The organism is Mesorhizobium sp. B1-1-5, assembly GCF_006443065.1.
In the GTDB taxonomy this organism is placed as follows: domain Bacteria; phylum Pseudomonadota; class Alphaproteobacteria; order Rhizobiales; family Rhizobiaceae; genus Mesorhizobium.
On the sequence record NZ_VFWS01000131.1, the window covers coordinates 1 to 14,468 of the forward strand.

Sequence of the window (14,468 nt, forward strand, 5' to 3'; positions counted from 1 at the left end):
CCATCGCGATCGTCATTCCAGGGCGGAGCAGGAGCGAAGCTCCGTCGCGAAGACCCTGGAATCCATGCCGTTACCTTTGCCAAGGCGTGCAACGGAGCAGAATTCTGCACCGTGGCGGCGCTGCCAAGTCACGGCATTCTATGGTCTGCGCCGCGTCGCTTCGCTCCTTGCTCCGCCATAGAATGACGAGGTTGGGGCGGATCAACCAATCCCGGACGTTTGCGCTGATTTCCCGGAAATGAACGGAATCTTGCACCAAGGCAAACGGCAACCTCATAAAAACGCTGTGTCGGGGAACTAGTGCCTGCGCGACAACTGCCTGGTCGCAGCTTCAAGCCCGGCCAATGTCAGCGGGAACATGCGGCCGCCGAAGATGTCGCCGATCAACTGGATCGAGTGCGTGTAGCGCCAGTTCTTCTCGGCTTCGGGATTGAGCCATATCGCGTTCGGCCATTGCTGCAACAGGCGGGCCAGCCACACACTCCCGGACTCCGGATTCCAGTGCTCGACCGAGCCGCCCGGATGGGCGATCTCGTAAGGGCTCATCGAGGCATCGCCGACGACGATCACCTTGTAGTCCGGCCCGTATTTGTGGATGAGATCAAAGGTCGGGATCGTCTCGGCCAGGCGCCGGCGGTTGTCCTTCCAGACGCGCTCGTAAAGGCAATTGTGGAAGTAGAAATATTCGAGCTGGCGGAACTCGGCGCGCGCGGCCGAGAACAGTTCCTCGACGCCGCGTATATGGTCGTCCATCGAGCCGCCGACATCGAAGAACATCAAAAGCTTCACGGCATTGCGCCGCTCGGGCCGGGTCTTGACGTCGAGATAGCCGTGCTCGGCGGTGGCGTGGATGGTGCCGGACAGGTCGAACTCCTCCTCGGCGCCCTCGCGCACCCAGCGGCGCAGCCGCTTCAGCGCCACTTTGATGTTGCGGGTGCCGAGCTCGACGGTATCGTCGAAGTTCCTGAATTCGCGCTTGTCCCACACCTTCACCGCGCGGCGATGCCGGCTTTCATGCTGGCCGATGCGCACGCCTTCAGGGTTGTAGCCATAAGCGCCGAAGGGCGATGTGCCGCCGGTGCCGATCCATTTCGAGCCGCCCTGATGGCGCCCCTTTTGCTCCTCGAGGCGCTGCTTCAAGGTCTCCATCAGCTTCTCGAAACCGCCAAGCGCTTCGACCAGCTTCTTTTCCTCCTCGCTCAGGTGCTTTTCGGCCAGCCGGCGCAACCATTCTTCCGGGATGTTGGCGACATTGACGGCGTCGGGCCCGCCAAGCGCTTCGATGCCCTTGAAGACATGCGCAAACACCTGGTCGAAACGGTCGACATGACGCTCGTCCTTCACCAGGGCCGAACGCGCCAGGTAATAGAAAGCCTCGACGTCATAGTCGACCAGCCCCGCTGCCAGTCCCTCCAGCAGCGACAGATATTCCCTGAGCGAAACAGGAACCCGCGCGGCCTTCAGCTCGAGGAAGAAGGGGATGAACACCTGCTATCTCTGCCTCAAGATCACGGCGGAATCACCGCTGGCACTGTCGATTTCGCCGGATCGAAGCAAATCCACCAGCGCACGCGGTTTGGGAATGGGCAAGCGCTTCGCCGTCCGTGCTTCGGTCCACTCGCGGACGGCGAGCTCAGCGTCGGCAATCGCTTGCCCGGGGCTTACGCCGCCTCCGTGGCAACCTGGAAGGTCGGGCACCCGCACGCCCCATACATCGTTGGAGCCATCCAAAATTCCAACATAGCCAGTCATTCGTTCTACGGCTTAAAATCCCGCGCTCATCATAGCAGATCATACTCGATGAATCCGGTCCGCCGCGCCACGCCGTCGTAGAGCCGGCGCGCCGTGGCGTTGGTCTCGTGCGTCATCCAGTAGACGTTCTTGACGCCGATCTTGCCGGCCTCGTCCTGCACGGCTTTGATCAGCGCCGCGCCCACGCCTTTGCCGCGCACCTCCGGATCGGCGAACAGATCCTGCAGGTAGCAGTTGTTGACCAGTGACCAGCAGGAGCGATGATAGAGGTAGTGGGTCAGCCCAACCGCTTTGCCGTCGAGCGTGGCGATGAAACCTTTCGGCTCGAATTCGCCTGCCGTGAACAAACGCTTCCAGGTGACGTCGTAAACCTCTTCCGGCAGCTTCGTCTCATAGAAGGTGAGGTAGGCGGTCCACAGGCGCCGCCAGTCGGTGTGGTCGGACTGCGCGAACGGGCGAATGGCGATCTCGGACATCTTTTCTCCTCCAGTGCTTTCGGTCCGAAGCTGCGGCAGCGACCGATTGCCGGCAACGGTCCACAGCCGGGGAAAGCGCTATTGCTGCTGGCGTCTGGCCATGAAGGCCAGGCGCTCGAACAGGTGCACGTCCTGCTCGTTCTTCAGCAGCGCGCCATGCAGCTTCGGCAGCATGTTCTTGGGATCGGCGCGCAGATCCTCGGGCGCGATGTCGTCGGCGACCAGCAGGCGGATCCAGTCGAGCGCTTCGGAGGTCGACGGCTTCTTCTTCAGGCCCGGCACATCGCGGATGTCGTAGAACTGGCTCAGTGCCGCCCGCACCAAATTCTGCTTGATGCCGGGGTAATGCACCTCGACGATCCGGTGCAGCGTATCGATGTCGGGGAAGCGGATATAGTGGAAGAAGCAGCGGCGCAGGAAGGCGTCCGGCAGTTCCTTCTCGTTGTTCGAGGTGATGATGACGATAGGCCGGAACTCGGCGCGGATCGTCTCGCCGGTCTCGTAGACGAAGAACTCCATCCGATCGAGCTCCTGCAGGAGGTCGTTGGGGAATTCGATGTCGGCCTTGTCGATCTCGTCGATCAAAAGCACGACCTTCTCTTGCGCAGCGAACGCATCCCACAGCTTGCCGCGCTTGATGTAGTTGGCGATGTCGTTGAAGCGTTCGTCGCCGAGCTGGCTGTCGCGCAGCCGCGAGACGGCGTCATATTCGTAGAGGCCCTGCTGCGCCTTGGTGGTCGATTTGACGTTCCATTCGATGAACTCCAGCCCTAGTGCCGACGCAACCTGGCGGGCAAGCTCGGTCTTGCCGGTGCCGGGCTCGCCCTTGACCAGCAAGGGCCGCTCCAGTGCGATCGCGGCGTTGACTGCAACCATCAGATCCTTGTCGGCGACATAAGCCGCAGTGCCTTCGAAACGCATCTTTTCTCCTGTCCGTGCGGCGGACCGTAAGGAGGCTGGACGGGCCGCGCAAGGGCGGTTGCCGGACAGCTTCCCATCGAGACGGTCCGCAAGACGAATTATGCGCAAATGGTGACCCGTTTCTCTGGCGCACGGCTAATCATCGGCCTATATTTGTTGGCGGCGGTCTGCGCTTCCCGGCAGGAGAAACTTATCCCCGGGGCCTTATCGATCCTTAGGGAGCTGTCCCTGGGAAGACCCGTGGGTTTTCTCACACGGCGCCCACCTACTTTGTAGGCACCCGGGATCGACCTCTCCACCGGTTGTGTGGATCGTCGCTCTCCCGTTTTCGGGAGACAATCGTCTTCTCTCTGTTTTGACGCATTCCAGGAAAACCACGGCGCACTTTTTCTGGAATTGCGCTAGAAAGCGTCGCTCCTAAATCTCCATCCAAATCTGGCCTTTTCTAGCGTCGGCGCATGTCACCTTCCAAAGACCTGAAAAAACAGCTTCGCAAGGAGGCGTTGGCGCGCCGGGACGCGCTCGACGAGTTCTGGCGCGTCGAGATAGCGCTCGAAATGGCCGAGACCGCGAAGGAAGAAGTCGACTTCGAGCCTGGCCGGGTGGTCTCGGGCTTCTGGCCGATGCGCTCGGAGGTCGATGTGCGGCCGCTGATGTTCGCGCTGCGCGAAAAGGGCGCCAGGCTCTGCCTGCCGGCGATCCTCGACAAGACCACGATCGTCTTTCGCGAGCTGGTGCGCGGCGCGCCGATGGTCGAGATGGGATTCGGCACGGTCGGGCCGCATGAAGAGGCGAAAGTGCTCGACCCGACGCTGATGCTGGTGCCACTCGCCGCCTTCGACGGCCGCGGCCACCGTATCGGCTACGGCGCCGGCTATTACGACCGCGCCATTGCCAGGCTTGCCGATAAGGGCATCACGCCGAGGCTGATTGGCATCGCCTTCGACTGCCAGGAAGTCGAGCGGGTGCCGGATGAGAACCATGACGTCATCATTCCGGAAATACTGACCGAAAGCGGATTGCGCCGGTTCACGACTTGACGCGGGCGCCCACCTAGCAAATACTACTGAATTCCAGTAGGCTGGCATGCTTGAATTCGAATGGGACGACCAGAAGGCGACGAGCAATCTTGCCAAGCACGGTGTGGCATTTGCGGATGCCAAACGCTTGTTCGACGACATCCATGCTCTGCATTATTCGGATCGCTCCATGGATTACGAAGAGGAGCGCTTCATTGGCATCGGAATCGTCAATAGATTGGTGCTGACGGTGGTTTACACCGAACGCGGCGACCTAATAAGACTGATCTCCGCCAGAAAGGCGACGCGCCATGAGCAGAAAGCATATGACCAAGCACGCAGGGACTGAATCCGATTGGGAGCGTCTGCGTAGCATGAGCGACGCGGAGGCGGAGGCCGGCGCCCTGGCGGATAAGAACAATCCGCCGATTGGCACGGATCGGCCGGGCATGGCTCGTGTCGCGCGTGTCAAAGTCATCCGTCGGGCCTTGCATCTCACCCAAGAGGAGTTTTCTGTTCGCTATCGCATTCCGCTCGGCACGCTGAGAGACTGGGAGCAGGGCAGAACAGAGCCGGACCAGGCGGCACAGGCCTATTTGCAGGTCATCGCCAAGGAGCCGGAAACGGTGTCGCGGGCGCTTGGTACGCGTAGCGCCGCATGAGACTTCTCTTCCTCGGCGACATGGTTGGCAAAACAGGGCGCACGGCAGTCTGGGAACAGCTGCCGGGGCTGATTTCCGATTTCAAGCTCGACTTCGTCATCGTCAATGGCGAGAACGCCGCCGGCGGCTTCGGCATCACCGAGGAGATTTTTCGCGAGACGCTCGCGGCCGGCGCGGATGTCGTCACCACCGGCAACCACGTCTGGGACCAGCGCGATGCGCTGATCTTCGCGCCGCGCGAGGAGCGCTTCCTGCGTCCCTCCAATTTTCCCAGGGGCACGCCGGGCCGCGGCTCGGGCGTCTACATTGCGCGCAATGGCGCGCGCGTGCTGGTCGCCAACATCATGGGGCGCGTCTTCATGCATCCCGAGCTCGACGACCCTTTCCAGGCCGGCGAGCGTGAGCTTGCCGCCTGCCCGCTCGGCGAGCAGGCCGATGCGGCCGTCATCGATTTCCACGCCGAGGCGACCTCGGAGAAGATGTGCTTCGCGCATTTCGTCGACGGCCGCGCCAGCCTGGTGGTCGGCACGCATACGCACCAGCCGACCGCCGACCATCAGATCCTCAATGGCGGCACCGCCTATATTTCGGACGCCGGCATGTGCGGCGACTATGATTCCTCGCTCGGCATGGACAAGGAAGAACCGCTGAACCGGTTCCTTTCGAAGGTACCGAAGGGCCGTTTCGAGGCGTCGTCAGGACCCGCGACGCTCTGCGGCGTCGGCGTCGATATTTCCGATCGCACCGGGCTTGCCGAGAAAATCGCGCCGTTTCGTCGCGGACCGCGGCTGGAAGAAACGGCGCCGTCCTTCTGGTCGTGACATTGATATAAGCGAGATCAATACCTAACTGGCGACGAAACCCGCGAAAACTGCTCTAGATCGTAGAGGGGACGACCTTCATGCAGCTTGTCGAATTTCTGGCGCCGCACTTTCATTTTGTTTCCGATCCGACCGCGTGGGTCGCGCTTTTGACGCTGGTGGTGCTCGAGATCGTGCTCGGCATCGACAATCTGATCTTCATCTCTATCCTCACCAACAAGCTGCCGGAGGCGCAGCGCGCCCGCGCCCGCCGGCTGGGCATTTCGGCGGCGCTGATCATGCGACTGATCCTGCTCGCCACGATCTCGATCATCGTGCAATTGACGACGCCGGTGTTCAGCGCCCTTGGCCACGGCTTTTCCTGGCGCGACCTGATCCTGATCGCCGGCGGCCTGTTCCTGGTGTGGAAGGCGACCAAGGAAATCCATCACACGGTCGACCCGCAGGATCATCAGGACACGATGGTCGGCGGTACGTTGCAGATGAGCCTTGCCGGCGCGATCTTCCAGATCCTCCTGCTCGACCTCGTCTTCTCGATCGATTCCATCATCACTGCCGTCGGCATGACCGACGAAATCGTCATCATGTATATCGCGGTGATCGTGGCGGTGAGCGCGATGATGCTGGCGGCGACGCCGCTTGCCAATTTCATCGCCAAGAACCCCTCTATCGTCATGCTGGCGCTGGGCTTCCTGTTGATGATCGGCATGACGCTGATCGCCGACGGCATGGGCTACCATGTGCCCAAGGGCTACATCTACGCCGCCATGGGTTTTTCCGCGCTGGTCGAGGGCCTGAATATGCTGGCACGGCGGCGTAAGAGGCAGGGGCCGGGCGAGGGGCATTGAGGCTGGCACAGCTTCGTCATTCTAGGGCGGAGCGACGCGAAGCGGAGCGCAGACCCTAGAACCCATTCCGTTACCCCACGCCGAAGAATGCAGCGGAGCAGAATTGAGTAACGGCTGAGTGTCAGCTGTCGAACGACTGGGGTATTCATCATCCTGAGACGCGGCGGAACGTCGGCGTCACGGCATGGATGCTAGGGACTGCGCGCGTCGCTTCGCTCCTTGCTCCGCCCTAGCATGACGAATTCATTCTACACCCTTGGGGTGACGGCCGCTGATCAGGCCGAGCGCCAGGCCCTGTTCCAGCCATGCCTTGGCGCCGGCAAGCACCAGCGCGAAGCCGCCGGTGGATTCGACAGCCTGCTTCACCTGCTCATCGGCGGAACCGGCGAAGCCGAAATTGCGGATTTCGAGGAAGGTCGCTTCATCCGGCATCTCGGTGAATATCCAGACGACGGTGGTCGGCGGATCGCTCCACCGCATGATGATCTTCTCGTTGGGGACGATCTCGCTCACCTCGACCTTGGTCGAGACGCCATACATGCGCCACTCCCATTCGACCGGCTTGTCCTCATCCAGGCGACCGCTGGAATGCGTAAACCAGAATTTCGTCGTGACCGCCGGATCAACGATCGCTTCGAACACCTCAGCGACCGGCCGACGGATCAGCATGGCGGTTTCGGCGATGGGAGGTTCTCTGAGCTCCATACGGTTCTCCTTTCCGGCAGGATTCACCAGGCGTCCGGCTCACGCACCAGGTGAATGATGTTGGCCGGATTGGTGATCCAGCCGCCACGAAAGCCTTCACCCAAAGGTTCTATTGCGTCGCAGCGCACCACACCGGCCTTGGCAAGATGCGAGGCCGTGCTCTTGAAGTCCGGCGTGAAAAGCTCCAGCCAGATTTCGGCTTGGCTCATCATCGGCGCCTCGTCGATCCAGAGGCGATTGGGACCAAGTTCGAAACCGATCGCCGGCGCCTTGGCCGTAAACGGCTTCAGTCCTACAACATCGCGATAGAAGGCAATCGTTGCCTCATATTGGTGCGACGGCACCTTCATGGCGATGTTGATGCCGCCGGTGATCTCACTGTCCATTGCTGGTCCCCTCAATTGCGTTGGATGTCGTTACGGCAGGTTGATCTGCCAGGAGACGCCGAAGCGGTCGTTGAGCCAGGCGAAACGACGGCTGAAGCCGTAATTGCCTGGCGGCATCAGAAATCCACCATCCTTGGCAAGAACGTCGACCGTCCGCTCCAGTTCCTCTTGCGACGAACAGTCGACAAAGAAGGAGAAGGACGGCGTGAAGGTGAAGGCGTGGTGGACGGGGCTGTTGTGGACCCTGACCTCGACGCCGCCGATCGAGGCGCGCGCCAGCTTGAGCGTTCCTTCCGCCCCGTCCTCGCCCGACCATAGCGCGCGATGTCGAGCACACGGCTCCCCGGAATGGTCTCGCAATAGAGGATCATGGCCGCCTCGGCCTTTCCCTCGAACATCAGGAATGGCGTTGCTTTCGTCATCAGGCGACCTCTCCTGCCGGATATCGGGACCTGAATGTCGGCCTCAGATGTTGGTCTCGTTGGCCGGCTCGCCCTTCATCTCGCTGCGGTAGTAGCCGTCGCGCAGATTGATGCTGTATTCGAGATAGGCCTTCATGCAGGCCAGCATCTGCGACCAGCCTTCGCAGTTGAGGTAGGATTTCTTCAGGCCGGCCTCGCCTTCATGCCAGCCGGACTCGGCGATGGTGACGAAAGTGCCGCCGTCCTCAAGCGGCTCGAAATTCATTTCGATACGGGTCTTGTAAGCGGGCTTGCCGTCGGCGTCTGTCGCGTCCCAGCGCAGCACGATGCGTTTGTCCTTCGTTACCTCGTCGACCTCCACCGGCACAGACTTCCACCAGGTGACGGTGGTGCCGGCGACAAGCGGCGCCGAGGCGCCGCCGATGGTGGTGAAATAGCCGCTGAGCTTTGTCGGATTGACGACCGCGTCGAAGACCTCGGCGACCGGTTTGCCGATGCGCCCGGAAATCCTGAAACCAAGGGACATATCCACAGCTCCTTCCTTGCTGCTTAAAACGATATGTTATAGAAATATAACATGTCAAGTCAAACCTCCGACGACCATGTTTTCAAGGCCTTGGCGCATCCGCGCCGGCGCGAATTGCTGGATCGCCTGAAGGATCAGCCGCAGACCACCGGCGCGCTGTGCGAGGCTTTCCCGGATATGGACCGCTGCACGGTGATGATGCACCTGAAAGTGCTGGAGGAGGCCGATCTGGTGGTGGCGAAGCGAGAGGGACGCGAACGCTGGAACCACCTCAATGCGCTGCCGATCAAGCAGATCCACGACCGCTGGATCAGCCGGTATGCCAGCCACGCCATCAGCATTCTCGATCGGCTGAAATCTGATCTGGAGGGGTGAGCGGCCGGCTCAACGCCGAAGCAACAGCGTCTGGACGAATTGAGCCGATTTATCTATAAGCCGGCCATTCCGACAAAGAGCGCCGCGCGCCTTCGCAGGCATGCCCGGGGCGTTCTGAGAATTTGAATTCGAGCATTTGCCGAAGACAAGGGTGATGACACCTCGCTTCGAGATGCTCTAGTCGAACACGACAGGGGTGCCATGGCTGGCCATTCGCAGTTCAAGAACATCATGCACCGCAAGGGCCGCCAGGACGCGGTGCGGTCGAAAATGTTTTCCAAGCTGGCACGCGAGATCACCGTCGCCGCCAAGACCGGGACGCCCGATGTATCGATGAACCCGCGGCTTCGCCTCGCCGTGCAGAACGCCAAGGCGGTGTCGATGCCGAAGGATAACATCCAGCGCGCCATCAACAAGGCGTCCACGGGCGACGGCGAGAACTACGAGGCGGTGCGCTACGAAGGCTACGGCCCCGGCGGCGTGGCGCTGATCGTGGAAGTGCTGACCGACAATCGCAACCGCTCGGCCTCCAATGTGCGCGCCGCCTTCACCAAGGCCGGCGGAGCGCTCGGCGAAACCGGCTCGGTGTCGTTCATGTGGAACCGTGTCGGCGAGATCTATTATCCGGCCTCGGCCGGCAGCGCCGACAAGGTGATGGAAGCAGCGATCGAGGCCGGCGCCGACGACGTGGAATCGGACGAGGAAGGCCACACCATCTATTGCGCCTTCGAGAATCTCGGCGACGTTTCGAAGTCGCTCGAGGCGGCGCTCGGCGAGGCGGAATCGGTCAAGCCGATCTGGCAGCCGCAGAACAACGTCCCGGTCGACGAAGAGCGGGCGCAGTCGCTGATGAAGCTGGTCGCCACCCTCGAGGATGATGACGACGTGCAGAGCGTCTACGCCAATTTCGAGGTCGACGACGAGACGATGGCAAAGCTCAGCGCAGCCTGACCGGCCACGCGACACGACATGAGCGAGAAGCCGCTGCCCGTCATCCGCATCACCTACTGCACGCAGTGCCAGTGGCTGCTGCGGGCCGGCTGGATGGCGCAGGAGCTGCTTTCGACCTTCGGCACAGATCTCGGCGAAGTGACGCTGGTGCCGGGCACCGGCGGCATCTTCACTATCGCCTGCAATGACGTGCTGATCTGGGAGCGCAAGCGCGACGGCGGTTTTCCGGACGCGGCAAAGCTCAAACAGCTGGTTCGCGATGTCATCGACCCGGAGCGGGATCTCGGCCACGCCGACCGCAAGGGACACAAATCAAAGGATCCTGCGTAGTTAAGTGTCTTCGAAAGCAAGACGGTAAACATTGGTCTGCCGTTGTTCGAATCCCAGCTTCAGATACAGCCTGTTTGCCGCCTCTCTAGATGGTCGCGAGGTAAGATCGACCGTTCTGGCGCCGTCCGTTTTTGCCCGGGCGAGCGCTTCGCGGATCAAACCGGATGCGATTCCTCGTCCCCTGTGCCGGCCATCGACAACCACATCTTCGACGATCGCGCGTGTCCCTGTCGGCACCCTGAAAACAGCGAGTGTCAGCATCCCCAAAAGGGCTTGGCCGTCCTTCGCGATAAAAATAGTTGTTGCTGGCGATTTGACGATGCTCTCCAGAGTTTCGTGACCGGGCTGAGCAGCGGACGACGACAGCTGAGGTACCAATGCAATTATGGACTGCGCCAATGACGGCGTCAGATGTGATACCGCCTCTATTTCGAAATCGGCCATTTCGTCATCCTCCAGCAAGTGTTGTAGATGCAATCGATCATGGGAGCGGCCGCGCCTTCATGATCGTTGGAGGTTACTTCACAGCAGCGCCATGATGAAGCAGGCCATCGCCACGATCGCAGTGACGGTGCGGACGTGATTCCACATTACCCACTCGCTCAGATGGTTCGCCCACACGGCGGCGCCGTTGGCGCTGGCGGGATCGACAGCGGCTAAAGCGTCATTGAGCGGCACGTTGAAGACCATGGTCACGATCGGATTGCCGACGAAATAGATCACGGCCCCGGCGAGCAGCCAATAGGTGCCCGACTGGCTCCAGCCGAAGAGAGCCGCTGCGATCAACACGAGGCAGATGAGGCCGGTGCCGAACAGCGCCGTCATGAAGGTCGGCGTGATCACCGTGACGTTGATCGAATTCATCGCCGCGATGCCGCTTGGGACAGGCAGCCGGGCCAGCGCCGCCATGATGAAGTTCGAGAAGGCGAAGAAGACGCCGCCGACGACGCCGGAGCCGATCGCGGCGACAAAGGTGAGGGTGGGAAGAAGTTTCATCATCTCAGTTGCTCCAGATGCCGGGTTTTGCTCGATTCCATAATGCGAGTAATCCTCACATTTGCAAGACGTGATAAACCCTCGTATTTTGGGAGTCAAGCCGGGTTCCGAGAAATCGCCCAAGGAGAGAGCCATGGATGAGAAAACCGCCGCGAGGCCAAACCAGGCGGATATTGCTGCGCCGCGCCGGTCGCCGAGCCAGCAGCGCAGCCGCGAGCGGGTCGAGCGCATGCTTGCCGCCGCCTCGGCCTTGATTGCCGAGCAGGGCAGCGACGCCATGCGCATGGGCGAAGTGGCGGAACGGGCGGGGGTGTCGATCGGCTCGCTCTATCAGTTCTTCCCGGACAAGCGGGCGATCGTCTGGGCGCTGGCCGAGCGCTACACGGCCGAAAGCCAAGCCTGCATTTCCGCGGCGCTGAAGGATGTCAGCGATGCTGAAGGCCTGCGCAGGTCGTTTTCGGAGCTGGTCGATATCTACTATCAGCTGTTCCTGGCCGAGCCGGTGATGCGCGACATCTGGTCGGGCACGCAAGCCGACAAGGCGCTGCGCGAACTGGAATTGGCCGACAGTCGCGCCAATGCCGACTTCCTGCTCGCGGTGCTGAAGCCGATTCGCCCCGATGCCGATCCGATCGAATTGGAGACGGCCGCGTTTCTCGTCTGGCAGATGGGCGAGGCCGCGGTGCGGCTGGCGATCTCCGTCGAGCGGGACGAGGGCGACAGGCTGGTCGCGGCTTACAAGCGCATGGCGCTGAGGGAGCTGGTGGGCGAGTAGGTACAACCCAGGCGCTTTCCCACAGCGTCGGCGATTGGCGAAATCGCCGGCGAGAGCGCCCCTCACCCAGTCACTATACGGGGAGAGGATGCCGGCAGGCAGGTGAGGAGCTGCGCCGGCCTATGACATTGGCGTCGTCGAAAAGCGCACTGTCGCCAAATTCTGAAAGTGCGCCTCAATGAGCCTGTCTGCCCGATGACCAACTTGTCGAGGTCGGCGCTGCCCATCATCCGCCCTTCGGGCACCTTCTCCCCGTAGAACGGGGAGAAGGAATGCGGCCAACAAAAAACCCGCCACGAAGGCGGGTTTTTGATCTGCGACAAAGCGGACGAAAGCTTAGAGGCCGAAACCTTCAAAACGCTTCTTGAATTTCGAGAGGCGGCCGCCGCGGTCGAGCAGGGTCTGCTGGCCGCCGGTCCAGGCCGGGTGCGTGGTCGGGTCGATGTCGAGGTTCATCGTGTCGCCTTCCTTGCCCCAGGTCGAACGGGTCTGGTATTCGGTGCCATCGGTCATGACGACCTTAATGGTGTGGTAGTCGGGATGGATATCGGCCTTCATTGTCGTGTTTCCTGGCTGCCGGCGCTGGCAACGGGCCTGAAGGCCTGCGTCGATGCGCCCCTTTTTAAAACTCGAAGCCGCAGCTAATGAAAAGCCACGGCTTCTAAAACGGTCGGCGAGCCTATACATCAGCCGGAATTGAATCACAAGGCCGCGGCGGGCGCATATTGAAGCGCGGTCCCGCCAAGCGGCCAGAGGAAACGCTCATGGCGGAAATCGGTGGCAGCGCAAGCGAGCGCAGACGCTCGGTCCGGCCGCTCCGCAGCCTCTTTCCGTACGTTACCCGCTACCGGAAGCTGGTAATAGGCGCCGTCATCTCGCTGATCGTGGCGGCGGTGACGACGCTTGCCTTGCCGATGGCCGTGCGGCGCATGATCGACCATGGTTTCCAGGCCGCTAGCTCCACCTTCATCGCGGAGTATTTCGCGGCGCTGGTTCTGATGGCGGCCTTGCTGGCGGCCGCTTCGGCCAGCCGCTACTATTTCGTCATCACGCTCGGCGAGCGGGTCGTGGCCGATATACGCCGCGACGTCTTTTCGCATGTCACGACCCTGTCGCCGGCGTTCTTCGATCGCGCGCATTCCGGCGAGATCGTGTCGCGGCTTGCCGCCGACACCACGCAGGTGAAGTCGGCGGTCGGCGCAACCGCCTCGGTCGCGTTGCGCAACTTGATCCTGGGCCTCGGCGCGGTGGCGATGATGGTCGTCACCAGCCCAAAACTCTCCGGCCTGGTCATTGCAGCCATTCCGGTGATCGTACTGCCGCTGGTCGCCTTCGGCCGCTCGGTGCGGCGCAAGTCCCGGCAAGCGCAGGACACGCTCGCCGAGGCCACCGCCTATGCCAGCGAGCAGATCGGCGCGGTGCGCACGCTGCAGGCCTTCACCAACGAAAAGCTCGTCACCGGCCGCTTTGCGGACGCTGTCGACGCGGCCTTTGAGGCGGCGCGGGGCTCTGTGTTCGCACGCTCGTTCCTGACCTTCTTCGCCATCTTCATGATCTTCTCCTCGGTGGTCGCGGTGCTGTGGTTCGGCTCGCGCGACGTGCTTGCCGGCACGCTGTCGCCGGGCACGCTCGGCCAGTTCCTGCTCTATTCGGTGTTTGCCGCCGGCGCGCTCGGCGCCCTGTCGGAGGTGTGGAGCGAGCTATCGCAGGCGGCGGGCGCCGCCGAGCGGCTGACGGAGATACTGGCCGAGAAACCGGCCATCCTGCCACCCGCTGATCCTTTGCCATTGCCGGCCAAGGCGAAAGGCGCCATCAGTTTCGACGACGTCTCCTTCTCCTATCCGGCACGCCCGGACCGTGCCGCCGTGCACGGCCTGAGCTTCCAGGTGAAGCCTGGCGAGACAGTGGCGATCGTCGGTCCCTCGGGCGCAGGAAAAAGCACCGTCTTTTCGCTGATCCTGCGCTTCTACGATCCCGAGGGCGGGCGCATCGTCATCGACGGCGTCGATGTGCGCGAGGCCGACCCCGCCGCCATCCGCGAGCGCATAGCCATCGTGCCGCAGGACGTCACCATCTTCGCGGCGAGCGTCCGCGACAATATCGGCTTTGGCCGGCCGGGCGCCAGCGAGGCCGAAATCGAAGCGGCGGCGAAGGATGCGCTTGCCGATGAATTCATTCTAAAGCTCGAAAAGGGTTATGACAGCCAAGTCGGCGAGCGTGGCGTGACGCTGTCCGGCGGGCAGCGCCAGCGCGTGGCGATCGCCCGCGCCATCCTGCGCAACGCTCCGATCCTGTTGCTCGACGAAGCGACCTCGGCGCTAGACGCCGAGAGCGAGACGCTGGTGCAAAGAGCGCTGGAGCGGCTGATGCGCGGCCGCACCACCATCGTCATCGCGCACCGGCTGGCGACGGTGCTCAAGGCCGACCGCATCCTGGTCATGGACGGCGGGCGCATCGTCGAGGAAGGCACGCATCAGAGCCTGGTCGCCAAGGGCGGCATCTA

At 62.0% G+C, this 14,468-nt stretch carries 20 protein-coding genes, 1 other RNA gene and 1 pseudogene; 11 read left to right on the top strand and 11 right to left on the bottom strand.

Features of this window, described 5'->3' with window-relative positions; all coding sequences use genetic code 11:
* Positions 1 to 297: 297 nt before the first annotated feature.
* The 3 genes from FJ980_RS25860 to FJ980_RS25875 form a co-directional block, all read right to left on the bottom strand.
* On the bottom strand, positions 298 to 1,488 hold the full coding sequence (locus tag FJ980_RS25860; RefSeq protein WP_140546527.1) for a VWA domain-containing protein: 1,191 nt from the start codon (positions 1,486 to 1,488) through the stop codon (positions 298 to 300).
* A gap of 293 nt (positions 1,489 to 1,781) precedes the next feature.
* The gene (locus FJ980_RS25870) at positions 1,782 to 2,228 is read right to left on the bottom strand and encodes a GNAT family N-acetyltransferase (RefSeq protein WP_140546529.1); all 447 of its coding nucleotides are present in this window, start codon (positions 2,226 to 2,228) and stop codon (positions 1,782 to 1,784) included.
* Positions 2,229 to 2,306: 78 nt separating this feature from the next.
* Positions 2,307 to 3,149, bottom strand: a complete 843-nt coding sequence (locus FJ980_RS25875; RefSeq protein ID WP_140546530.1) for a MoxR family ATPase — start codon at positions 3,147 to 3,149, stop codon at positions 2,307 to 2,309.
* A gap of 161 nt (positions 3,150 to 3,310) precedes the next feature.
* On the opposite strand from FJ980_RS25875, the gene ssrS reads away from it, so the two are divergent.
* The 6 genes from ssrS (at position 3,311) to FJ980_RS25905 (ending at position 6,499) form a co-directional block, all read left to right on the top strand.
* A non-coding RNA gene (gene ssrS, locus FJ980_RS25880) (6S RNA) lies at positions 3,311 to 3,466 on the top strand.
* Positions 3,467 to 3,607: 141 nt separating this feature from the next.
* Entirely contained in the window at positions 3,608 to 4,189 is a 582-nt protein-coding gene (locus FJ980_RS25885; protein ID WP_140546531.1) for a 5-formyltetrahydrofolate cyclo-ligase, read from the top strand.
* Positions 4,190 to 4,235: 46 nt separating this feature from the next.
* Positions 4,236 to 4,517, top strand: a complete 282-nt coding sequence (locus tag FJ980_RS25890) for a BrnT family toxin (protein ID WP_140546532.1) — start codon at positions 4,236 to 4,238, stop codon at positions 4,515 to 4,517.
* A gap of 25 nt (positions 4,518 to 4,542) precedes the next feature.
* On the top strand, positions 4,543 to 4,830 hold the full coding sequence (locus FJ980_RS25895) for a helix-turn-helix domain-containing protein (protein WP_140546533.1): 288 nt from the start codon (positions 4,543 to 4,545) through the stop codon (positions 4,828 to 4,830).
* Positions 4,827 to 5,651: a YmdB family metallophosphoesterase gene (locus FJ980_RS25900; protein WP_140546534.1), complete on the top strand. Its 825-nt coding sequence runs from the start codon at positions 4,827 to 4,829 to the stop codon at positions 5,649 to 5,651. Before FJ980_RS25895 ends, FJ980_RS25900 begins: the two co-directional genes overlap by 4 nt.
* An 80-nt stretch (positions 5,652 to 5,731) precedes the next feature.
* Positions 5,732 to 6,499, top strand: coding sequence for a TerC family protein (locus tag FJ980_RS25905; protein ID WP_140546535.1), 768 nt, complete (start codon positions 5,732 to 5,734; stop codon positions 6,497 to 6,499).
* A gap of 243 nt (positions 6,500 to 6,742) precedes the next feature.
* Here the strand turns inward: FJ980_RS25905 and FJ980_RS25910 are convergent, their stop codons facing one another.
* From FJ980_RS25910 to FJ980_RS25925, 5 genes and pseudogenes are all read right to left on the bottom strand, one after another.
* Positions 6,743 to 7,204: an SRPBCC family protein gene (locus tag FJ980_RS25910; protein ID WP_140546536.1), complete on the bottom strand. Its 462-nt coding sequence runs from the start codon at positions 7,202 to 7,204 to the stop codon at positions 6,743 to 6,745.
* A 23-nt stretch (positions 7,205 to 7,227) separates the two neighbouring features.
* Positions 7,228 to 7,590 carry a hypothetical protein gene (locus FJ980_RS25915; RefSeq protein WP_140546537.1) on the bottom strand — a complete coding sequence of 121 codons (363 nt, stop codon included), beginning with the start codon at positions 7,588 to 7,590 and terminating at the stop codon, positions 7,228 to 7,230.
* A 30-nt stretch (positions 7,591 to 7,620) separates the two neighbouring features.
* Positions 7,621 to 7,950, bottom strand: a complete 330-nt coding sequence (locus tag FJ980_RS25920; protein ID WP_348640664.1) for a VOC family protein — start codon at positions 7,948 to 7,950, stop codon at positions 7,621 to 7,623.
* Positions 7,941 to 8,012: pseudogene (locus tag FJ980_RS35980) on the bottom strand (VOC family protein); the annotation flags it as partial. The pseudogene FJ980_RS35980 and the gene FJ980_RS25920, both read right to left, overlap by 10 nt.
* 43 nt (positions 8,013 to 8,055) lie before the next feature.
* Complete coding sequence (locus tag FJ980_RS25925) at positions 8,056 to 8,538, bottom strand: SRPBCC domain-containing protein (protein WP_140546538.1); 483 nt, start codon at positions 8,536 to 8,538, stop codon at positions 8,056 to 8,058.
* A gap of 51 nt (positions 8,539 to 8,589) precedes the next feature.
* Between FJ980_RS25925 and FJ980_RS25930 the strand changes: the two genes are divergently transcribed.
* The 3 genes from FJ980_RS25930 (at position 8,590) to FJ980_RS25940 (ending at position 10,194) form a co-directional block, all read left to right on the top strand.
* Positions 8,590 to 8,913 carry a helix-turn-helix domain-containing protein gene (locus FJ980_RS25930; protein ID WP_140546539.1) on the top strand — a complete coding sequence of 108 codons (324 nt, stop codon included), beginning with the start codon at positions 8,590 to 8,592 and terminating at the stop codon, positions 8,911 to 8,913.
* Positions 8,914 to 9,114: 201 nt separating this feature from the next.
* Positions 9,115 to 9,864: a YebC/PmpR family DNA-binding transcriptional regulator gene (locus FJ980_RS25935; RefSeq protein WP_140546540.1), complete on the top strand. Its 750-nt coding sequence runs from the start codon at positions 9,115 to 9,117 to the stop codon at positions 9,862 to 9,864.
* Positions 9,865 to 9,882: 18 nt separating this feature from the next.
* On the top strand, positions 9,883 to 10,194 hold the full coding sequence (locus tag FJ980_RS25940; protein ID WP_140546541.1) for a SelT/SelW/SelH family protein: 312 nt from the start codon (positions 9,883 to 9,885) through the stop codon (positions 10,192 to 10,194).
* Here FJ980_RS25940 and FJ980_RS25945 read toward each other — a convergent pair whose 3' ends face one another.
* Both FJ980_RS25945 and FJ980_RS25950 read right to left on the bottom strand, forming a co-directional pair.
* Positions 10,195 to 10,638 (bottom strand): GNAT family N-acetyltransferase, encoded by a 444-nt coding sequence (locus FJ980_RS25945; protein ID WP_140546542.1) that lies wholly within the window; start codon positions 10,636 to 10,638, stop codon positions 10,195 to 10,197.
* A 78-nt stretch (positions 10,639 to 10,716) separates the two neighbouring features.
* The gene (locus FJ980_RS25950) at positions 10,717 to 11,193 is read right to left on the bottom strand and encodes a DUF1772 domain-containing protein (protein WP_140546543.1); all 477 of its coding nucleotides are present in this window, start codon (positions 11,191 to 11,193) and stop codon (positions 10,717 to 10,719) included.
* A gap of 130 nt (positions 11,194 to 11,323) precedes the next feature.
* Here FJ980_RS25950 and FJ980_RS25955 point away from each other — a divergent pair, with 130 nt between their 5' ends.
* Positions 11,324 to 11,965: a TetR/AcrR family transcriptional regulator gene (locus FJ980_RS25955; RefSeq protein ID WP_140546544.1), complete on the top strand. Its 642-nt coding sequence runs from the start codon at positions 11,324 to 11,326 to the stop codon at positions 11,963 to 11,965.
* A gap of 336 nt (positions 11,966 to 12,301) precedes the next feature.
* Here the strand turns inward: FJ980_RS25955 and rpmE are convergent, their stop codons facing one another.
* Complete coding sequence (gene rpmE / locus FJ980_RS25960) at positions 12,302 to 12,523, bottom strand: 50S ribosomal protein L31 (protein WP_027166741.1); 222 nt, start codon at positions 12,521 to 12,523, stop codon at positions 12,302 to 12,304.
* A gap of 206 nt (positions 12,524 to 12,729) precedes the next feature.
* Between rpmE and FJ980_RS25965 the strand changes: the two genes are divergently transcribed.
* On the top strand, positions 12,730 to 14,468 hold a 1,739-nt coding region (locus tag FJ980_RS25965; RefSeq protein ID WP_140546545.1), incomplete at its 3' end, for an ABC transporter transmembrane domain-containing protein.